General features: G+C 52.3%; 15 protein-coding genes and 1 riboswitch. Of the genes, 13 read left to right on the top strand and 2 right to left on the bottom strand.

From position 1 onward, the window contains the following. Position 1 precedes the first annotated feature (1 nt). The 13 genes from CIK95_RS00625 (at position 2) to CIK95_RS00675 (ending at position 18,602) form a co-directional block, all read left to right on the top strand. Positions 2–1,150: a DUF1735 and LamG domain-containing protein gene (locus CIK95_RS00625; protein WP_094465984.1), complete on the top strand. Its 1,149-nt coding sequence runs from the start codon at positions 2–4 to the stop codon at positions 1,148–1,150. 35 nt (positions 1,151–1,185) lie between these two features. Continuing rightward, positions 1,186–2,547, top strand: coding sequence for a BT_3987 domain-containing protein (locus tag CIK95_RS00630; RefSeq protein WP_094465985.1), 1,362 nt, complete (start codon positions 1,186–1,188; stop codon positions 2,545–2,547). A gap of 28 nt (positions 2,548–2,575) precedes the next feature. Continuing rightward, entirely contained in the window at positions 2,576–3,538 is a 963-nt protein-coding gene (locus CIK95_RS00635; RefSeq protein WP_094465986.1) for a hypothetical protein, read from the top strand. Positions 3,539–5,043: 1,505 nt separating this feature from the next. After that, complete coding sequence (tnpA, locus tag CIK95_RS00640) at positions 5,044–5,499, top strand: IS200/IS605 family transposase (RefSeq protein ID WP_022309611.1); 456 nt, start codon at positions 5,044–5,046, stop codon at positions 5,497–5,499. A 906-nt stretch (positions 5,500–6,405) separates the two neighbouring features. After that, the gene (locus CIK95_RS00645; RefSeq protein ID WP_022310372.1) at positions 6,406–6,837 is read left to right on the top strand and encodes a hypothetical protein; all 432 of its coding nucleotides are present in this window, start codon (positions 6,406–6,408) and stop codon (positions 6,835–6,837) included. 109 nt (positions 6,838–6,946) lie between these two features. Beyond that, positions 6,947–7,039: a smalltalk protein gene (locus tag CIK95_RS13025; RefSeq protein WP_022310371.1), complete on the top strand. Its 93-nt coding sequence runs from the start codon at positions 6,947–6,949 to the stop codon at positions 7,037–7,039. 297 nt (positions 7,040–7,336) lie between these two features. After that, positions 7,337–9,439, top strand: coding sequence for an LTA synthase family protein (locus tag CIK95_RS00650; protein ID WP_254046377.1), 2,103 nt, complete (start codon positions 7,337–7,339; stop codon positions 9,437–9,439). A gap of 19 nt (positions 9,440–9,458) precedes the next feature. After that, entirely contained in the window at positions 9,459–10,268 is an 810-nt protein-coding gene (locus tag CIK95_RS00655; protein ID WP_022310369.1) for an alpha-1,2-fucosyltransferase, read from the top strand. A gap of 226 nt (positions 10,269–10,494) precedes the next feature. After that, positions 10,495–11,037, top strand: a complete 543-nt coding sequence (locus CIK95_RS00660; protein ID WP_022310368.1) for a DUF3575 domain-containing protein — start codon at positions 10,495–10,497, stop codon at positions 11,035–11,037. A gap of 43 nt (positions 11,038–11,080) precedes the next feature. Further along, a complete protein-coding gene (locus CIK95_RS00665; RefSeq protein ID WP_094465987.1) occupies positions 11,081–13,165 on the top strand; it encodes a tetratricopeptide repeat protein in 2,085 nt (694 codons plus the stop codon). A gap of 7 nt (positions 13,166–13,172) precedes the next feature. Then, positions 13,173–15,965, top strand: coding sequence for a hypothetical protein (locus CIK95_RS00670; RefSeq protein WP_094465988.1), 2,793 nt, complete (start codon positions 13,173–13,175; stop codon positions 15,963–15,965). A gap of 279 nt (positions 15,966–16,244) precedes the next feature. After that, positions 16,245–16,379 carry a hypothetical protein gene (locus CIK95_RS13525; RefSeq protein ID WP_256387323.1) on the top strand — a complete coding sequence of 45 codons (135 nt, stop codon included), beginning with the start codon at positions 16,245–16,247 and terminating at the stop codon, positions 16,377–16,379. Then, complete coding sequence (locus CIK95_RS00675; protein WP_094465989.1) at positions 16,380–18,602, top strand: hypothetical protein; 2,223 nt, start codon at positions 16,380–16,382, stop codon at positions 18,600–18,602. Between the two features lie 71 nt (positions 18,603–18,673). On the opposite strand, the gene CIK95_RS00680 is transcribed toward CIK95_RS00675, so the two are convergent. Together CIK95_RS00680 and CIK95_RS00685 are read right to left on the bottom strand one after the other, a co-directional pair. After that, positions 18,674–19,363, bottom strand: a complete 690-nt coding sequence (locus CIK95_RS00680; protein ID WP_158215047.1) for an N-formylglutamate amidohydrolase — start codon at positions 19,361–19,363, stop codon at positions 18,674–18,676. Further along, a riboswitch (SAM-I-IV-variant riboswitch) is annotated at positions 19,363–19,464 on the bottom strand. It overlaps the preceding gene by 1 nt. Positions 19,465–19,723: 259 nt before the next feature. Further along, on the bottom strand, positions 19,724–19,930 hold the full coding sequence (locus CIK95_RS00685; RefSeq protein ID WP_094465991.1) for a hypothetical protein: 207 nt from the start codon (positions 19,928–19,930) through the stop codon (positions 19,724–19,726). Positions 19,931–19,956 lie beyond the last annotated feature (26 nt).

A 19,956-nucleotide genomic window follows, 5' to 3' on the forward strand; every position in this document is an offset into this window, starting at 1 on the left:
AATGAAGAAGATTTTCAAATATATTCCGATGATGCTGGCTGTGTTTGCTCTGGCTTCTTGTCAGGACAACGACGAAGAGAACTTCGGCAACAAGGCATCAATCAATTCTCAGGAAATGAGAGCGGAGACTATCATCAAGGGCGATGCCGGTGATGTGGTTAAGACACTCAGCATCACCATGCCCCGTCCCGCCGAGAAGACCATTAACGCTACCTTCAATGTAGCTCCCTCTTTGGTAAGCACTTATAACAAGTGCTATGGTGCCAATGCAGTAATCCTGCCCGAAGAGTGCTACAATGTAGTCAACAACAAGGTGACTGTAGACGCAGGTAGTGTAAAGAGTACCGATGCTACATTTGAGTTCACCAACCTGGGTAATCTTGACCGTGAGCTCATCTATGTACTCCCCGTAGAGGTTCAGACTGCTGACATCGACCTTGTAAGCTCTGCTTCCAAGTACTACTTCGTATTCCGTGCAGGTGCCCTCATCAACGTGGTTACCAACATGAGCCGCAACTACCTCACCGTGCAGTGGGCCGACAAGAGCCAGGTAGCCAATATGAGCCAGATTACTATGGAGGCTCTGCTCTATCCCCGCGAGTTCGGCAAACTCATCTCTACCGTAATGGGTATTGAGGGTCGCTTCCTGATGCGTATCGGTGATGCCGGTTTCCCCGACAACCAGATTCAGATTGCTACCGCTCGTGGCAACTTCCCCGATGCCGACTCTAACAAGGGTCTGCAGACCAATATGTGGCAGCACGTAGCCCTCACTGTAGACTGTGCTACTCGCGAGTACAAGATTTACATCAACGGCAGACTGCAGAGTGAAGGCACTATGAGCATGACCGCTATCGACATCCAGGGCAACGGTTCTGACCGTGACTTCCTTATCGGTAAGTCTTACGATGACAACCGCTGGTTTGAGGGTGATATGTCTGAGGTTCGCGTATGGAACGTAGTTCGTACTCAGGAAGAGATTGCTTCTCACATCTACAATGTTGACCCCCAGACTCCCGGCCTCGTAGGTTACTGGAAGATGGATGACAACACAAGCGCTTACAGAGTAGTAGACGCTACCGGTCATGGCAACGACGCCGTAGCCGCTGGCGCTCTCTCTTGGAGAAATGTATCTCTGCCCGAGAAATAATCCACATTCAATCAACAAGAACAATAAAGAAAATTATGAATATCAATAAAATAAAGACATTTGCATTGGCTATCCTCGCCGCTGGAGCTATGGCTTCATGTGAGGATGCTATCAATGTACAGCAGATTGGTGAGGAGCCCTTCGCTCCTTCTCAGAAGAGCCTCGTGTTCCTCTCTGACCAGTTTGGTATGACCAATGCTGACTCGCTGCTGTTCAACGAGCAGGGTACTACTGAGTTCTTTGTCAACCTGACTCAGGTTCAGACCAAGGATGCTGAGTTCACTGTAGTTTACGACGCTGCTGCGCTCAACAAGTATAACATGGCTAATGGTACCGACTACAAGGCAATGCCCGAGGCTCTCGTAACTATCGAGGGTACTGCTGTGGTAGCTGCCGGCCAGGCCAAGTCTTCTGCCGTTAAGGTAGGCTACAAGACCGACGCCGCTCTTGAGGACCTCGGTACTTACGCCATCCCATTGGCTGTTAAGGGCAACTCACTCGCCGAGGCTTCTGTAGAGAAGGGCGAGTTTATCTTCCTCGTAAAGGACATCACCCGTATGCCCAACTGTCATAAGGCGAACAAGAACCAGATTGTCGTAAGCTGTATGGAGGTTAACGACGCTAACCCCCTGCACAACCTCTGCTATACTCTGAAGGAGTCTGGTAAGCTGGTTATCGACCAGGTTATCCTCTTCTCTGGTAACATCAACTACAACGCTGAGACCGGTGAGGTGTACAACTACAACAACGAGAACGTGCAGCATCTGCTCGACAACCGTCAGAAGTATCTCGTACCTCTGCAGCAGAAGGGTATAAAGGTTATCCTGGGTATCCTGTGTAACCACGACCGTGCTTGCTGTACACGCCTTGGTGACGAGGCCGCCCGCAAGTTTGCCCGTGAGCTGAAGGCTAAACTCGAGGCTTATGAACTCGATGGTGTTTTCTTCGATGATGAGTACTGTAACCGTGGCGACTATCCTGGCTTCACTACTTACAACAACTTCTCTCGTCTCTGCTACGAGGTTCGCAAGGCTATGCCTAATGCTCTGATTCAGGCTTACGTTTATAGCGGAACTTCTTCTTGTGGCCCTGTTGATGGTATGCAGCCTGGTGAGTTTGTAACTCAGGCTATCCAAGATTACGGCCGCTATTATGACCTCGAAAGTGATTACCCCGGTCTGCCCAAGAGCGGTATGATTCAGGCTTCTTCTGAGTTTGCTCGTGGTAGCATCATCTCTGAGAGCCGTGCCCGTAAGATTGTAACAGATGGTTACGGTGGTACCATGATTTTCGCGCTCAACCCCAATAATGGTTATGTATATCGTTTCAACAACATCACCATTCCTTTCTATGGTGAGGAGACCGTTCAGACTGGCAGCTATGCTAAAGACTGGTAATGTATAAAACAAACTTATTATTACAACAATGAAAGCAAAATATATTTATACCATCATGATGGCAATGGCCCTTACCTTCGGTATGGCGTCTTGCGACGATGATGACAATAACGGCAATACTGAGCAACAGAAGCCTGCCACCAAGACCGAACTCAAGTGTGACATGGATACTGTGAAGGTCGGTATTGGTGAGACTGCCTCTTTCAACATCCTTGAAGGTGGTGGCGACTACAAGGTAATCTGTGAGAACGAGGACGTGGTTACAGCAACTCTCGAAGGAACAACTGTAACCCTCAACTCTCAGAAGATGGGTCTTACCGGTGTCATAATCTCCGACGCCGAGGGCAATTACAAGCGTGTTATCGTGAAATCTATGTACATGAATCTCAACTTCGACAAGGAAGAGCTCTTCATCGGCATGAAGCTCGGTCATACTGATGGCAAGGCTACTCTTAACGTACTTGAGGGTAACGGCTCTTACAAGATTGATGTTGCTGACGAGACAATCGCTCGAGTAATTGCCAAGACAGAGACTTCTATCACATTCCAGGGTATCAATGCTGGTGAGACAACTTGCGTAGTTACCGACCTTATGGGTCTGCAGAAGACTATCAAAGTGAAGGTTGAAACTACTACAATTCCTTTCACTGAAGATGAAAAGGCTGCTATTCTGGCTATTACCAAGAATGTAGTCAACTGGAATGGACAGGATGGTTACCAGTGGGGTGACTATACCGTGAAAGATCTCGGTGATGGCAAGATGCAGGCTAAGTGGGATTACTATAACTGGTACTATATGACTTGTACTTGGACTGGTGATGCCACTGTAGGCAAGAAGGGTACTGGTACCTTTGTTTACAATATGAACTATAAGAAGAGCTTCGATGTTGATGTTGAAATCATCAAGAACGACGGTTCTCGTGTCTGGGGTATCTGCTCTTGCGTCAAGGATGATTACCTCAATACAGGTTACTTCTGCATAGCGCTTTAAGTAGAATATTAAACAATATAAGATTGCATTTGGGTAACCAAATTTTCTATTAAGTTAGATTTATTTAGTTTTGAGTGGGTCAGGCTGTGAAGTCTGACCCATTCGCTGTTTATGCCCATGGGGAAAGAGAATCGCCATCCCAGCCTTCAAATGTCAGCTCCCGCTGGTAATCTGCAATTCCAGTTGTGTACTAACGCCTGCGGCTAATCGCAACTCTTACAGAGTAGCAAAGTTAGTGGGGGCGCTTACCCAGGGTAGCGTGCTTGGCCCGCAACCCTGGGCTGTGAAATCGCAACTCTGTCAGAGTTGCTGCTGCTTGAGGAAGCCCTCCGCGGCTCTTGGTAGGGGATTGTGGGGTATGATATGCGTCCGATGATGGTTTTGGTTAGTCCATAGTGGATGGTGCGCACCCTTGGCAACTCTGTCAGAGTTGCGTTTCCTCAGCCCAGGGTTGAGGTGCGCAGCGCCTCTACCCTGGGTACAAATAAAAAAAGGTAGCAACGCTGTAAGTGTTGCGCTTAGCCGCAGGCGTTACTCCGGCAGGACTTTGCCCGCAATACAATCCAGTTGTGTACTAACGCCTGCGGCTAATCGCAACTCTTACAGAGTAGCAAAGTTAGTGGGGGGAGCTTACCCAGGGTAGCGGTCTTCGCCCGCAACCCTGGGCTGTGAAATCGCAACTCTGTCAGAGTTGCTGCTGCTTGAGGCCTCCGCGGCTCTTGGTAGGGGGATTGTGGCAGATGGTATGCATCCGATGATGGATTTTGGTTAGTCCATAGTGGATGTTGCGCACCCTTGGCAACTCTGTCAGAGTTGCTGCTGCTTGGCAGTTGGAAAACCATAAGATTGAGAATAACGCCTGCGGCTAATCGCAACTCTTACAGAGTAGCAAGGTTAGTGGGGGAGCTTACCCAGGGTAGCGTGCTTGGCCCGCAACCCTGGGCTGTGAAATCGCAACTCTGTCAGAGTTGCTGCTGCTTGAGGAAGCCCTCCGCGGCTCTTGGTAGGGGATTGTGGGGTATGATATGCGTCCGATGATGGATTTTGGTTAGTCCATAGTGGATGGTGCGCACCCTTGGCAACTCTGTCAGAGTTGCTGCTGCTGGTAGTTGGAAAACCATAAGATTGAGAATAACGCCTACGGCTAATCGCAACTCTTACAGAGTAGCAAGGTTAGTGGGGGCGCTTACCCAGGGTAGCGGTCTTCGCCCGCAACCCTGGGCTGTGAAATCGCAACTCTGTCAGAGTTGCTGCTGCTTGAGGATTGCCTACAATAATTCCCCACGTTGTTTCTGCTTGCGGTTTCCTGCCTACAATAATTCCCCATGCTGCTTCTGCTTGCTGGGGCATGCCCCTTTTTCACTATACCTATTCACAATAAATACATGGATTGGTGGTGAAATCGGTACGGCTATCATAATTATCATGATTTACTATAAAAAAACGGCGCATCATTTCGCGCAAATTGAAATAAAGGCTATATTTGCACATCATCATCTTTATCTATGTCACAATCACTGAGTAAAATATATATCCATCTCGTCTTCCATGTCAAATCGACGAGCCCGAGAATATCCGAGGAGGATACCCAACATCTGCATGCCTATATTGGCACAGCCATCAACAAACTTGGATGTTCCACCATCATCGTGGGTGGTACCGGTGACCACGTACATGCCCTTTTTGTGCTGTCGCGCGAGGTAACCATATCCCAAATGGTTAAGGAGATAAAGCGTAGCAGTAGTATGTATCTGAAAAAGCTACACTCCAGCTACAATCATTTCGCTTGGCAGAATGGCTACGCCGTTTTCTCCATAGGCCAATCGGGTGTTGACAATGCCACAAAATATATCAGCAACCAAGCCGCCCATCATGCGAAGGTCAATTTTGAGGATGAATACCGCCTGCTATTAGAGAAATACAATATCGAGTACAACCGCGACTATGTCCTGCAAGATTAGGTTTGGCGGATGCCGATGTAGATTAAACGCCTTCATCAGTTAATGAGGCGACAGCAAATGGTAATCCCCGCACTCGTTTGAGGTTATGTGGTGTATATGGCACGTGGCCAAGGCATTATGTGAGTAGTATACGGTGTATGGCACGTGGCCAATGGGAAAATGTAATTGGTATACGGTATATGGCACGTAGCTAATGGAGATATGTAGTTAGTACATAGAGGGATGGTACGCACCCCCGGCAACTCTGAAGGAGTTGCGATTTCATAGCCCAGGGTTGAGGCGTGCAGCGCCTCTACCCTGGGTATATGTATAATAAGGGTAGCAACGCTGTAAGTGTTGCGGTTAGCCGAAGGCGTTATACTCAATCTGATAATAATCACCTCCCCATTCCTACCCATTATCCTGCTTCGGGTAACGCCTACGGCTAATCGCAACTCTTACAGAGTAGCAAGGTTAGTGGGGGTGCTTACCCAGGGTAGCGTGCTTCGCCCGCAACCCTGGGCTGGGGAAACGCAACTCCGTCAGAGTTGCTGCAGCTTGAAGCCCCTCCCCATGCCCTCCCCAAGGGGAGGGAGTCCCTTTCTACTGTGTTTGAGGCGGTTGTGTGGCGCTCTCTCCCCTTGGGGAGAGTTGGAGAGGGGCTTCGGAGGGGCTCCAGAGAGGCTTCGAGTCATCCTACACCTTATTATATATATACGCGCGCGAGGTCTCGGTGGTCACAGTGATGACCGCCTTAACTTTTGTTGGCACGAATGGCGGTGGCTGTTAACAGAATTTTGCGGGTTACGGCGTCTGCTTTTTTGGTAACGGCGATGAATGTGACTACCTTTGCATTGTCAAACGTTCCGGAGACGATGACAACAAGAGAACAAACACACAATGTCAAACTAACAAAAACAAATCATTATGTTGAAGTACAAATTGTATAAGGACACCCGCTCCAATTCCCAGTTCAAGGGATGCTGGTATGCCCGTATCGCCAAGAGCGACATCATCACCACCCGCCAGCTTGTGGCACACATGGCCAAGCACGGAACCGCCTACTCCAAGGGTACTATGTGGGCTGTGATAACCGACATGATTACCTGCGTACATGAGCTTATCCTCAGAGGGCAGGCGGTCAAGATAGACGACCTCGCCATCTTCTCGATAGGCATCGTGAGCAAGCCCGCTCCCACTGCCAAGGAGTTTGACGCCCACACGAACATCGCTACCTTCAAGTTGCGTGCGCGTCCCACCGGCGAGTTCACCAAGGCACAGTTGATGCGCGTGGCCAACATCATGGAGGCTACCTACTACAAGCCTGTCGCCAAGACCACTGCAAACGACGGTAAATAGAAGGTGTAATCCCCTCGAGCCCTGCCCAGACAGTGGGCAGGGCGGTGGGGACATCGTCAAGACACACATCATCACTTAACCACTAATCACTAAAGAAAGGACAATCACTATGAAACAGGAAAAATGGAAGACCATTATACAGATAATCCTCTCGATGCTCACCGCACTTGCCACTACGCTCGGCGTCGCATCTTGTCTGTAGAGATAGCGTAAGGCTCAGCCTATAGAGGGCGAGCCAGCTCCTGCCCCGGCACCTCAACCACAGAGGTGCCGGGCTTTGCGGAACGCCAGAACAAACTGCCCATCGGTCGTCAGACCGAAATGAGTTGCAAACAAAACCAACCCCGACATGAACTGAAATCTGACGACCGATATGCGTAGATAGCTATAGACCGTATGGGAAGAAAAAAAAGTTGGGGATGATGACGCTAATTACATCCTTTTGGTGTAATTTTGCATATTGTATCATTTATACCTATTATAATATATGTTGTCACGATTGAAATCACTCCATTTGGAGCGCTCGGTATTTGCGCCATTTATGGCCCTGTCGTTGAACATCCTCCTGGTGTATCTCGCCTATAGCATAGCGCGTGTAGAATATCTTCTGGAGAATTACAGTTACTTTGCCCAAAGTGTGAGTGAAGGCCATCTGCCCCGCCTGCTCTGGGGTGGTGTGGTCTTTGATACTCCCGGTATCATGTACACCAACGCCCTGTATATCCTGCTGCTCATGCTGCCACTGCACTGGAAGGAGACCGCCGTCTACCAGCGCGTATGCCGTTGGGTGTTTGTGGTGGTCAACGGCCTGGCCATCATCGTAAACCTCGCCGACTCGGTGTATTTCCGCTACACCCTGCGCCGTACCTCTACCAGCGTGTTTGCTGAGTTTAAGGGCGAAGACAACATCGGCTCTATACTCGGTGTCGAACTGCTGCACCACTGGTATCTCGTGGTGCTGGGCGGACTGATGATCTATGGTCTGTGGAGGCTGTACAGCACTCCGCGTATAGACCGGAGGCAGACCAATAAGATAAGGTATTATCTGGTGATGACGGTGACCTTCGTCTTTGCCGCCGTGCTCTGCGTGAGCGGTATCAGAGGCGGTCTGCTCAACCACTGGTACAACTATATTCTGGCCATTTATACCGCCTATATAGCCTATATCGCCTGGCGCAAGAGCATGAAGGCGGTGGGCAGGGTAAGTCTGGCGCTGACTCTGGCGCTGCTCATCACTGCCCCCATCGGCGGCTGGCGTCATCGCGACATACGTCCGGTGGCTCTGGGCAATGCCAACGAGTACACCTATCGTCCCACCGAGGTGGCGCTGGTGCTGAACACCCCGTTCTCCATCATCCGCACCTATGGCAAGGCTGTCTTCACCGACCCCGGCTATTACGGAGACAAGCGAGAGCTCGACGCCATCTACTCGCCCCTGCATCTGCCCGACCACAAGGGTATGGTCAAGCGCAAGAACGTGGTGGTGATTATCATAGAGAGCTTCGGGCGAGAGTATATCGGTTCGCTGGCGCGTACCGCCCTCGGCGATGGTTATAAGGGCTATACCCCCTTTGTAGACTCGCTGGTGCAGCACAGTGCCACCTTCCGCTACTCCTACTGCAACGGTCGCAAGAGCATCGACGGCATGCCCTCGATACTCTCAAGCGTACCTATGTTTATCAAGCCCTTCATCCTCACGCCCCAGTCGCTCAACCATCTGAGCGGTCTTGCCGGCTATTTGGGCAAGAAGGGTTACTATTCGGCCTTCTTCCATGGCGCCCGCACCGGAAGTATGGGCTTCAACGGTTTCAGCAATGCCACCGGATTCAAGGGCTACTTCGGCCGAGAGGATTTCAACCAAGACAAGCGCTACGGTGGCGACAACGACTTTGACGGCTACTGGGCTATCTGGGACGAGCCGTTCATGCAGTATTATTCGACCAAGATGAGCGAGTTCAGCGAGCCCTTTGTCACCGCCCTCTTCACTGCGTCGAGCCATCACCCCTATCAGATACCCGACAAGTATAAGGAGAAATATCCCGAGGAAGGCATCGTGATACACAAGTGCATACGCTATACCGACAATGCGCTGCGCCGCTTCTTTGACACGTCGCGCAAGCAGCCTTGGTTCAAGAATACCATCTTTGTAATCACCTCGGACCACACCAATCTGAGCGACCACGCCGAGTTCTCCTCGGATATCGGCGGTTTCTGCTCGCCCATCATCATCTATGACCCCTCGGGCGACATCAAGCCCGGTATGCGCGACGCCATAGCCCAGCAGATAGACATCATGCCTACCATCCTGGGGTATCTGGGTTATGACGAGCCCTATGTGGGATTTGGCTGCGACCTCTTCCATACACCCGCCAACGAGACTTGGGCCATCAACTATCTCAACGGCGTGTACCAGTACTGCAAGTATGGCTATGTGATGCAGTTTGACGGTCAGCGCGTGATAGGCATGTATCGCCTGGAAGACTACCTGATGCGTAACAACGAGGTGGGTCATGTGGCTGTGCAAGACAAGATGGAGCGCGAGTGTAAAGCCATCATCCAATCGTATATGGACCGCATGATAGGTGATAGACTCACTCCCTAACCCCATAAAACAGAAGATAATGCTATTTGTAAGAGACAAGGGCCGTATGTGCAACAATATCCTGCAGTATGGCCACGTATATGCCTGGGCACGAGAGCATCGGCGTCGTTCGGTGTCGATGCGGTTTGCCTACAAGTATCCCTACTTCCACATCTGCCACACCCGTTACCACAACTTCGTGGTATATGTGCTGGCTAAGTTGGCTGCCAAAATCGGTCTGCTGCCTGTGGCCACCTTTGACCATGTGGGCGACAATCCCGAAGCCCAACGCCTGATGGACTCGCGCCACTGGCTGATGGTAGAGGGTTGGGAGGTGAGATACTACGACCTCTTCCTCAAGTACAAGCGGGAAATCAAGCAGCTCTTTGCCTTTGACAGCGCCATAGAATATCATGTAGACCACCTGCTTGCCAACACCCGTGAGGGCGACGTAATGCTGGGTGTACACATACGCCGTGGCGACTACCGCACCTGGCAGGGCGGACGCTACTACTTCGGTGATGACGTGTATATCAACTACATCAAGCGGTTTGCCGAGCAGCAGAAGGGTAGGGTGCGCGTCTTCATCTGCGGCAACGACCCCACGCTCGACCGCGACAAGTTCTGCCGCGAGCTCGAGGGTATGGACGTGTCGTTCCCCGATGGCAATCCCGGCGAAGACCTGTGTCTGCTGTCGCGTTGCCACTATCTCATAGGCGCTCCGAGCACCTTCTCGCTCACCGCGTCGATGTATCACGACACCCCGCTGTGCTGGATGATGGCTCCGCTGGGTGAGGGCGACGATGTGGAGTTTGATGTCTTTGATAACCTGTTCAGGCACATCATCTGAGGCCAAGAAGAAGGTCGCAAATCGGGCATGGAAAATCACGGAAACAGACGGCAGGCGGGCGATTTTAGTTGAAGATTGTTTTACGGATGACCATAATGCCCTCTTTGTAGATGAAATTAGACGAAAAAGCAGTATTTTTGCACGGATAATTAAACCATTGACGCAGAAAGACATCCTATGGTTGTCATAACGTCAATTATCTATAGGAGAAAACTATTAGTTTAGGATGAAGAGAGTAATCACGTTGCTTGTCTTGGCCGTTTGCCTGACACTAAGCGTCAGTGCCCAACGCATCAATCTCAAGACCAATGCCCTGTACTGGGCTGCCGAGACTCCGAATATAGGAATGGAGTTCAGAATGAATCGTCATCTCACCCTCAACATGGAGGCGATGACCAGTTTTATGAACATCAAGGACTACAAGGTCAAGGGCTATGCCTTCACGCCCGAAATGCGCTATTGGCTGAGTGCCCGTCCGCAAGCTGGCCATTTCATCGGTCTGATGGGAGTGGCTGCCGACTATGACCTGACCCACAAGCAGTGTCATCATGACGGCGACGCATTAGGCGTGGGTCTCACCTACGGCTACAGCTTTGTGTTGGGCAAGCGTTGGAGTCTCGAACTCACCGCCGGTGCCGGTTTCCTGCATCGCAAGGAGAAATATTATAATGTGGAGAAGGGTCAGGCCGAGCCTGAAAAAGCGAATAATACCCGCTGGATGGCTGCGCCGCTCAAGGCAGGCGTCTCCTTTGTATACATTCTGAAGTAAGGATAACATCCCCATTATCAACAACAGACATTTCATAACAATTATGACTCGTAATACAAGTTTGCGGACGCTGGCGCAGCGTTGGTTGTCTGCACTCGTTCTGTCGTTGGCCCTCGTGACGGTGGCCTCGGCACAAGAGACCATACGTATCACCGGCAAGGTGGTATCAAAGTCGGACAAAGAGCCCCTGATAGGTGTAAATATCACCGATGCCAACGTGAAGCGCGCCTATGCCGCCACCGATGTAGACGGCCGATTTGCCTTCAACGTACACGTGGGTGCAACCCTCAAATTCAGTATGGTAGGAGCCAAGAGCGTGAAGGTCAAGGTGAAGAACCAGAAGTTTATGGAAGTCGAGATGGAAGAAGAGAACATCTCCCTGGGTGAGGTAGTCGTGGCTGCCAAGATCATCAAGGACAAGATAACCCCCGAGCCCACCGAAATCGAGGTGAAGGGCAACTACTTCCACGTGAGAACCCGCGTGAGAGTGCCTCGCGAGATGTTCTCGCATGACACCCGACTCGTGGTGCAGCCCATCCTCAACGACGTTACCCGCGGTGAGCTGAAGCTGATGCGTCCGCTGGTCTATGACGCCAAGGGATATAACACCACCCAAGACCGCATGTATGGCTTCAATATGAACGACAGTGTAGCCGGCGACCCTCTGGCACGCCATGTCACCGTGAAGAGCAAGGCGATGAGAGAGAAGAACCGCACCAATGACATCATAGGCTATTCGGACTCCATCTATGTGGAGCATGTCAAGGACGAGTTCTCCTGCGATGTCTATATGGCTATCGAGAACTATAACCGCATACTCTACCGCGACACCACCATCATAGCCCGTGTCACGGTGAACCCCCTGCGCTGGCTTGACTATTCGTTTGCCGCCGGAGAGATGAACGACTCTGCCTACATCCCCAAGCCCGAGATGCAGCTGCGTGACAGCCGTGGCGAGGTCAATCTGAGATTCCCCATCGGCAAGAGCGTCTTTGACACCAATGACTCGCAGAACGCGGCAGAGGTGGAGAAGATGCGCCAGCAGATACAGCAGATAGCCGGCACCAAGGACGCCACGCTGCAAGCCCTCTCTATGGAAGGTACATCGTCGCCCGACGGCCGCTACAACTATAACCTCACCCTCGCCCAGCGTCGTATGGACTTTGCGGTCAACTATCTGCGCCAGCTGGTTCCCGAGGAACTGCGCCGCGATATGCAGTTCAAGTCCAAGGCTGCCGTGGCCCCCTGGAGCGATGTGGTCAAGCTGATGCGCGCCGACAGTCTCTATGACGAGGCTGCCCAGGTAGAGCAGATCGTCAAGCGCTATGGTAACATCGACCAGCAAGGTCGCGCCATCCGCAAGCTGCCCTTCTTCGGCCGTCTGCTTGAAGGCAAGTATCTGCCCCAGTTGCGTAAGGTAGGTTACGTGATGAACTACTCCATCTTCCGTCAGCTCACTCTCGAGGAGATAGCCGAGCTGTACGAGAAAGACTACAAGCAGCTGTCGCGTTTCGAGTTCTTCAAGCTCTACCGCAATGAGACCGACCGCAACAAGCGCGAGAAGATACTGCGCCAGTCGCTCGAGATGTATCCCTCGTTTATGGCTGCCGCCAACGACCTCGAAGCCCTGCTCATCAACCGTCAGGCCTCTGACCCCGACATCCTGCGCCGCTTTGTGGGACGCAGTGCACCACAGGTGGTCAATACCAACCAGATGATAGCTCTGCTCAACGCCGGACTCTACAGTCAGGCTGACTCGGTGGCTGACTTCGTGGCCGACAACGAACAGTCGCATCTGCTCCTCGCCGTCAACGCTGTGCTCAACGGTCGCTATGAAGACAACTTCAACACCGTGGCCCAGACCGGCAAGCGCAACGAGCTCATCATGCTGCTTGCCATGAAGCGCAACAAGGAGGCTTCGGAACTCAGCAAGACTCTGCCCGAGGACGAAGCGCTGACCCACTATCTACGCGCCATCTGCCTGAACCGTCTCGATGACCCCGTTGATGCGTATAAGGCACTGAAAAAGGCACTGGAGATGGATCCCTCGCTGGAGAAGATAGCCCATGTCGATGGCGATGTGAACGACCTGCTGTTAGATAAGAAGAACCAACCAAACGAGCAATAATACCACTATGAACAAGATAAAGAGAATCAACATGCTGTGGCTCGCGCTGTGTGCCGTTGCCCTGACGGCCGCAGGTCAGGTGCCCGGCAGCGCACTCGACCATATGCTGCAGCGTCCCCGCGTAAGCAAAACGTATAAGGACAAGACACTCTTCGACCATCTGTTTGTCGATGCCGGTTTGGGCATAAGTGCCATGGGTCCCGGTGGTATCACCACCAACGGCTTGGGCGAACTGAATATTGGCGACTGGTTTACCCCCGAGCATGGAATGCGCCTCCATTTCGATGGCGGTATATTCAAGCCCGATGGCCTCAGAACCAAGTATGTGGGAGGTGGTCTGGACTATCTGCTCAATCTCACCGCCCTGTCGCAGTATGGCAATGACTACCAGCCCCGCACCTTTGAGCTCTATGGTATCGCCGGATTGGGTTACCACTATTCACGCCAGGAGGGTATCAGCGCCCGCGGACTCGATGTCCATATCGGTCTGCGCGGTCAGGCAGCCCTCTCTCCCTTTACCTATTTATATATAGAGCCCCGCGTCGCGATTATGGACGACGACGTGGCTCAGGGTGCAACCTGGCATGGCTACCGCCCCGTGGCTTCGCTCTCGGCAGGTTTGGGCTATCGTCTGCCCCGGCATCGCCTCAGTTATACCGAAGACAAGGGACATGTGGGCTGGGCTGACAATATCTTCATCGGTGTGATGGGCGGTCCTACCGCGCTGCTCAGCTCAGACCCCAGCAACTGGAGCGACTATGGCGGTCTGCGTCTTGCCGGTACTCTTGGCAAGTGGTTTGGCCACACCAATGGTCTGCGCCTCAATGTCAACGGCAGCTACTTCGACCAGAAATACCATAACAAGGTCAAGGCCATCGGCGCCGGACTTGACTATATGCTCAATATGCACAACGCCTTCGGTGGCTACAATCCCGACCGCAGGTTCTGGGTCAACGCCCTTGCTGGTGTGAGCTACAACTACACTTCGGTCTATCCTGGTATCCATGGTCATGCTTTCGGCTATGGCGGTGGTTTGCAGGCCAATGTCCGGTTGAGGCGCGATATCGACTTTGTCGTTGAGCCCCGTGTAGATTTCTATGGCAACAGCTACGCACCCTATGCCAACTCCTTCAATCAGCGCGATGTGATGGGCTCAGTGCTTGCCGGTCTCGTCTATACTTATCACGACCGCCGTGCGCTGCGCGACGATGACACCTTCACTCAACAAGCCTGGCACGACCATATGTTTGTCGAGACTGGTATCGGACTCAATCTCCCCGTCATGGCCTCTTCCCTCAAGCATCCCGGCGATTATCTCCGTCCGTCGCTCTATGTGGCTGTGGGCAAGTGGTTCAGTCCGCTCCATGGTATGCGTCTGTGGGGTCAGCTGGCTCAGACCCAGTACGATGTCAACGACCGCAACCGTTACAAGCATGTCTCTGCGGGAGCCGACTATCTGCTCAACCTCACCAATGCGCTCTATGGCTATCGTGCCGACCGCAAGTTTGATGTCGTCGGCGGCTTGGGTGCCAATGTCCTTCGTCGTGAGGGCAAGACCAGTCTCTTCATGGGTCTCAATGCTTCGCTCCGCGCCACCTGGCGTCCCAACCGCTTGATGGGTTTCTTCATCGAGCCTCGTCTGCAGGGCTATGGCGACAACCTCCTGCCCAGTACACTCAGCTTTGCCAAACTCGACCTCATCGCCGGCATCCAGGCTGGCGTGCAGTTCAATCTCGATATGCCCGACAGCTACAAGAAGGCTGATGGCGACAACCGCCGCACCTCTATCATGATAGCTGGCGGCGTGACCAATCATCTCGGCGACCTGCGCACCGCCCGTGCCTACAGCCCCATCGGCCGACTGAGCTATACCCACTGGTATTCCAATACCTCGGCATGGCGTGCCAATCTCCAGGGCTACATCCAGCGCGCCATCCACAATAGCCGACAGGGTCAGGTGGGTTTCGGACTCGACTGGATGACCGACTTCACTGCCCAGACCTATGGCTACGACCCCGACCGTGTGCTCAGTTTCAATGGATTTGTGGGAGCCAATGCTGGAGTTGATTTCGGCGATGGACGTACCTGCTTCGCTCCTGATGTGCATGTGGGTACACAGATGTCGCTGCGCGTCTCCGACGCCGTGAGAGTGGTTGTCGAGCCCCAGTTGTCTTACCAGATGTCCAGCCGATGGAACAGCCAGAGTCAGCGCGTGATGCCTCAGCTGCTGCTGGGTCTCGACTACAGCATGAACCGGCATCAGAGCAAACGCGACAACCACGGCGCTCCCGCCCATAGCAATGTCGTGATGGCCGGACTGGGTGTCGGTACCTATTCGGGCTCGTTCCGCGAGGTGAGTCCTTACCGCAACAAGTTCACCTTCAATGCCGACTTGGGTTATGGTCGCTGGCTCGACCAGACCAATGGTGCCTATGTGCGCCTGAGCAACCTCACCGCCCAGCGCCGTGGCGAGCACAACCAGAGCATCCACTCTCTGCAGGCTGGATATATGCTCAACGTCAAGAGCGCCATCACTGGCGAGTCGACCGAGAACGATGTGTTCCAGCTTACCACCCTCCTCGGTGCTTCGATGAATGTCGCCACCCGTTCGGGTCATGGTCCCACCTACGCCCCCGGTCTCCAGGCAGCCGTCCAGGCTGGTGTGCGTGTCGCCCCACAGGTTGAGATATATCTCGAGCCATCGGTGGCAGCCTTCGGCAAGACCATCGAGCGCTCCCACAACTCCTATCCCGTCGAGGCGATGGCCAAGTTGAGCCTCGGCACCAAGATTAGCTTCTGATAGATTATCATCGCCTATATAGACTCCGCAATACATCATCGTGTGTATTGCGGAGTTTGTGTTTATATCGATGAAAATTATTTCCCCGAAGGAGTTGTTTTGTCGGAATTAATTTGTCAATTTGCTGCGTCAGTGGTAGAATTGCTCTTGTTCGTCTTCGCAACACAGGCATAAGAGGTTTCTTCGACTGGACACTAACTCCCGATTACAGGTAGTTGCTCAATCATTCTAAAGATATCATTAACCAAAGTGTTGCACATTAACTGATTTTCTAACCAAATGTACAAAGCGAACATGAAACACTTCCTGACCCTACTTATCGCTGTGCTTTCGCTGCTTCCTTCGACCATGAAGGCTGCCGGCAACAAGGTGATAACCTCTCTCGACCTCACCATCCCGGTGCCCCAAGCCTGAATGACTTTGCAGGAGGGCGAAGAACTCAAACTCACCGCCGCCAAGACCTCTTATGGCGACCTGGTCCAGCAGGGCATCGCCTCAATCATGAACATTATTTGGGAAGGCGAGTTTGACACCAAAGACCCTTCCCACCCCAAGTTTAAGGCCGGCTACTCCTACAGGGCATCAATCAAGGTGATGCTCGACACCAAGGGCCCTTACACCCTCAAGTACCAGATGCGCGACGGCGACTATTATGTAGACGACACCATGATTAAGATTACCGTCAACGGCGCCCCCGCCCGCGTGAATATCAGTGGCCCTTATTACCCCAGTTTCAGCGTTGTGTTCACCGTGCCTGGCGGCAAAGGCGGAAACCTGGAGAAGGAAAACCTGTTTGGAGATTACATCGCCAACAAGAAGAAAAGTCGTGCCAGCCATAACATTTATTCCACAGCGACGGCCGACGCCTGCTGTGGCTCCTTCCATCCCCACGATGTGGTCACCATTACCGAGACCCACGACCCTCTGCCTGAGTTTGAGGGCCCCAACCGTGTCTTCCTTACCAAGGTCATTGTAGACACTGGCGACGAGGCTGTCTACAAGGAGTTCGCCAGTGCACTGAGCCTGTATCAGTCTGGTTATTACAATCTCAAGGAGGTGTGGCTCAGCGACAAAGTCAATGCCGTGACGTTTATGCGCGTCCTCAACGAGGGTATGAAGAACCCTATTTGGCCCGATAGCTATTATTACCAAAGCCACAGCACCATGTTCCTTGCGGGCGATGCCACGCTGTGTGTGCCTGCCAAGCAGGCAGAAGCTGTAAAGGTGCTCATGGCGAAGCATGCCAAGTTTCCGCCCTACACTGTGAGAACCTATACGGGCAATGTGGCCGACGCCCAGAAGGCCGGACTCAAGGCTACCAAGAATCCATGCACCAAGCACAACTTTGTATCGAGGTTATTCACCGCCGACCGTATAATGCAGCATTACACCTGTACGCAAGCCCCTAAGGTGTATTATTCCTGCAGCATCTGCGGCCAGTGCGAGCGTAATCCCAATCACACCTTCATGTTCCTTAAGCCAGAAGACGAAAAGACTTACATTCCTGGCGTCCATTACTTCAAGGCCAACCTTGCCACCGACCAAGCCTATGTGGGCACCAATGCCGCTGGCGAGCATATCTACTGGCAGAGCTGTATATGGTGCGGCATGTCGTCCAACTATGAGCAGCGCCATCTTACCGAGAAGCATCGCCGTGCAGCAGGCTTTGGAGGCACGCTGCCCCTGTTCCGTAAGCACATGGAGGCCCAGCTGAATATGCGCGAAGACAATGCCAAACTGGCTACTACCCCTCAGCCCGATATGTTCACGCTGCCCGTCCGCAGCACCGTGAAAAAGAGCGTATGGGCAGAGGACGAGGTGAACCGTGCCCTCTGCGACAACCTCATTGACGAGCAGCTCTTGGGCAACGACTATACCGTAACCGCCACCCGCCAGCAGGTGGCATCGATAGCCCTGAGGCTTATCAAGGAGATGACCGAGAAGAACGCCGATGAAGGCAAGTTGAACCTCTTTGCCGACATCGCCGATGGCACTCCCGATATGTCGGCTCCCATGACACGTCAGGAGATGGCAACACTCATCTATCGTGCCATGCGCTATATTGAGCAGAACTCCAAGTATACCTATACCGACTACAACTCCAACCTCGCTGCCTATACCGACAGCCCTCAGCTCAAGGAGTGGGCCAGGGAGCCCATGGCGTTTATGGAGGCGCTGGAGCTTGTCGACCCAGTGACCAAGACCACCCTGGCGCCCAACGCCCCTTGCTCTATCGAGCTGGCGCTGGCTACTGCCGAACGTGCCACCCTGGCGCAGCATACTGGTTGGGCGCAGACGGTGTCGGATAGCGACAATGTAGCTTACATTACCACCTATACGAGTCACGATGCCCTCTCCACGATGCCCCACAACACCGGTGTCACCAATTCTTCATTAGGTTTCTACGAGCGTGTGTGGGTATATCGCATGAAGGGCAACAACGGCTCTACCGCGGTGAAGGATAAGTATACCGGTCAGCACCTCTATTTCGAGTCTGGATATCTGCACCCCGTGCGTAGAAACGCCCCCAGTTTATCTAACACCAGACAAAAGGTGAAGAACGCTCGTGCCAAATCTCAGAAGAAGAGCGGTGGCTTGAAGAAAGGGTTGGGTGTGTTGAAGAGCATCCTGATGTAACCGCGTCACCGCCAATACTCACTAAAGATACAGCCGCCTTTGTCACAATGACAGAGGCGGCTGTTCTTTTGTCAACTGCCCATCAGCAGTCGTTGCTGGAAGGCAGTAATGTCATCTCTCAGGCCATCGTCTTGCAGGAGGATGGAGCCAGGTTTGAGATACGTTTTCTTGTTTACCTCCAGCATCAGTGAGTGATAGCCGAAGTCGCAATCGGGAGTCTCCGAGTTGCTGTATGGGTAGTTTACGCCCACCTTGTACCCCCTGTCCATAAAATGGTTGACAGCCATATCTATAACTTCATGAGATGGCTTCGACCAGTCTTCGTTGTAGCCGATACAGATTTCTACATCGCTCAAGTCATCAGGGAATGAATGACAATCGAGAAGCAGCGCGCCTTCTTGCAGCGCGCGGCTGAGGCGCTCTTGATGCCAGTGCCACAGATTCAGGAGATGCTGTTCCTGGTCAGAGGGGATGGCGCGCCTATAATCCTCAAACTCTTTGTAGACGATACCTTGCCCGATGCTTTCCATGGGGTCGTTCCAGAGTCTCTCAGCGTCAACGATAAATCGGGAGTAGGGAAAGCGCACCGTCGTAATGCGGCTATCCTGCAATCCGTGGAAGAGATAGTCCGTATGACAGTCGGTCCACTTGATTACTACATTGTTCAGGAAATCGGCATCGAGATTCCAGAAACTCTTTTCCGCGTCATACAGACCCTCCATAGAGGCGTGCGGCTCATTCAGTACAATGTGTTCGTACATCTTTGTCAGTTTTAATTGTCCTACAATTCGCATCCAAACTGGACCACCGTGGCTGACAGCTCGGTTGGCGTACCCAAAGGGTAACTCTGCAGATGCTATATCGGTTGCAAAGTTACATAATAATATCCATTGCCCAGCAAATAAATCGAAGAATTTGATGAAGCGGCTTGCTTTCGTATCGTGAGCAATCCATTGACCAGCCGCCCGCAGGCATTTCGCACCTGCATCGTCTACCCATAAACTCATTATCGTAGAACGCATATTTCTGAGGCATACATATACCTGCTCCTGATGCGTCTATTTCTGATAATCAAACCATGAATTATGTGAATACATATCTGCAACCATGGTTTCAGCCTTTTAATCGGCTATTTCACGTCGCCATTTGCGTCCAGAATGGCCCGTTCTGAAGAAATTTGTCATGTGCGTGTCAATTTCTTTGCCGATTTCAGCCGCAATATAGAAAATATCACTATCTTTGTCGTCGGCGTTTGCCGACCGTAGGCTGCTGACAGTAAGCATATATGCCTTACGGTGGTTTCCGCCGACATCATAATCGTCTACCATCTATATTTACATTGACTAAACAGGAA

It is taken from the genome of Prevotella sp. P5-108 (assembly GCF_002251385.1).
In the GTDB taxonomy this organism is placed as follows: Bacteria; Bacteroidota; Bacteroidia; order Bacteroidales; family Bacteroidaceae; genus Prevotella.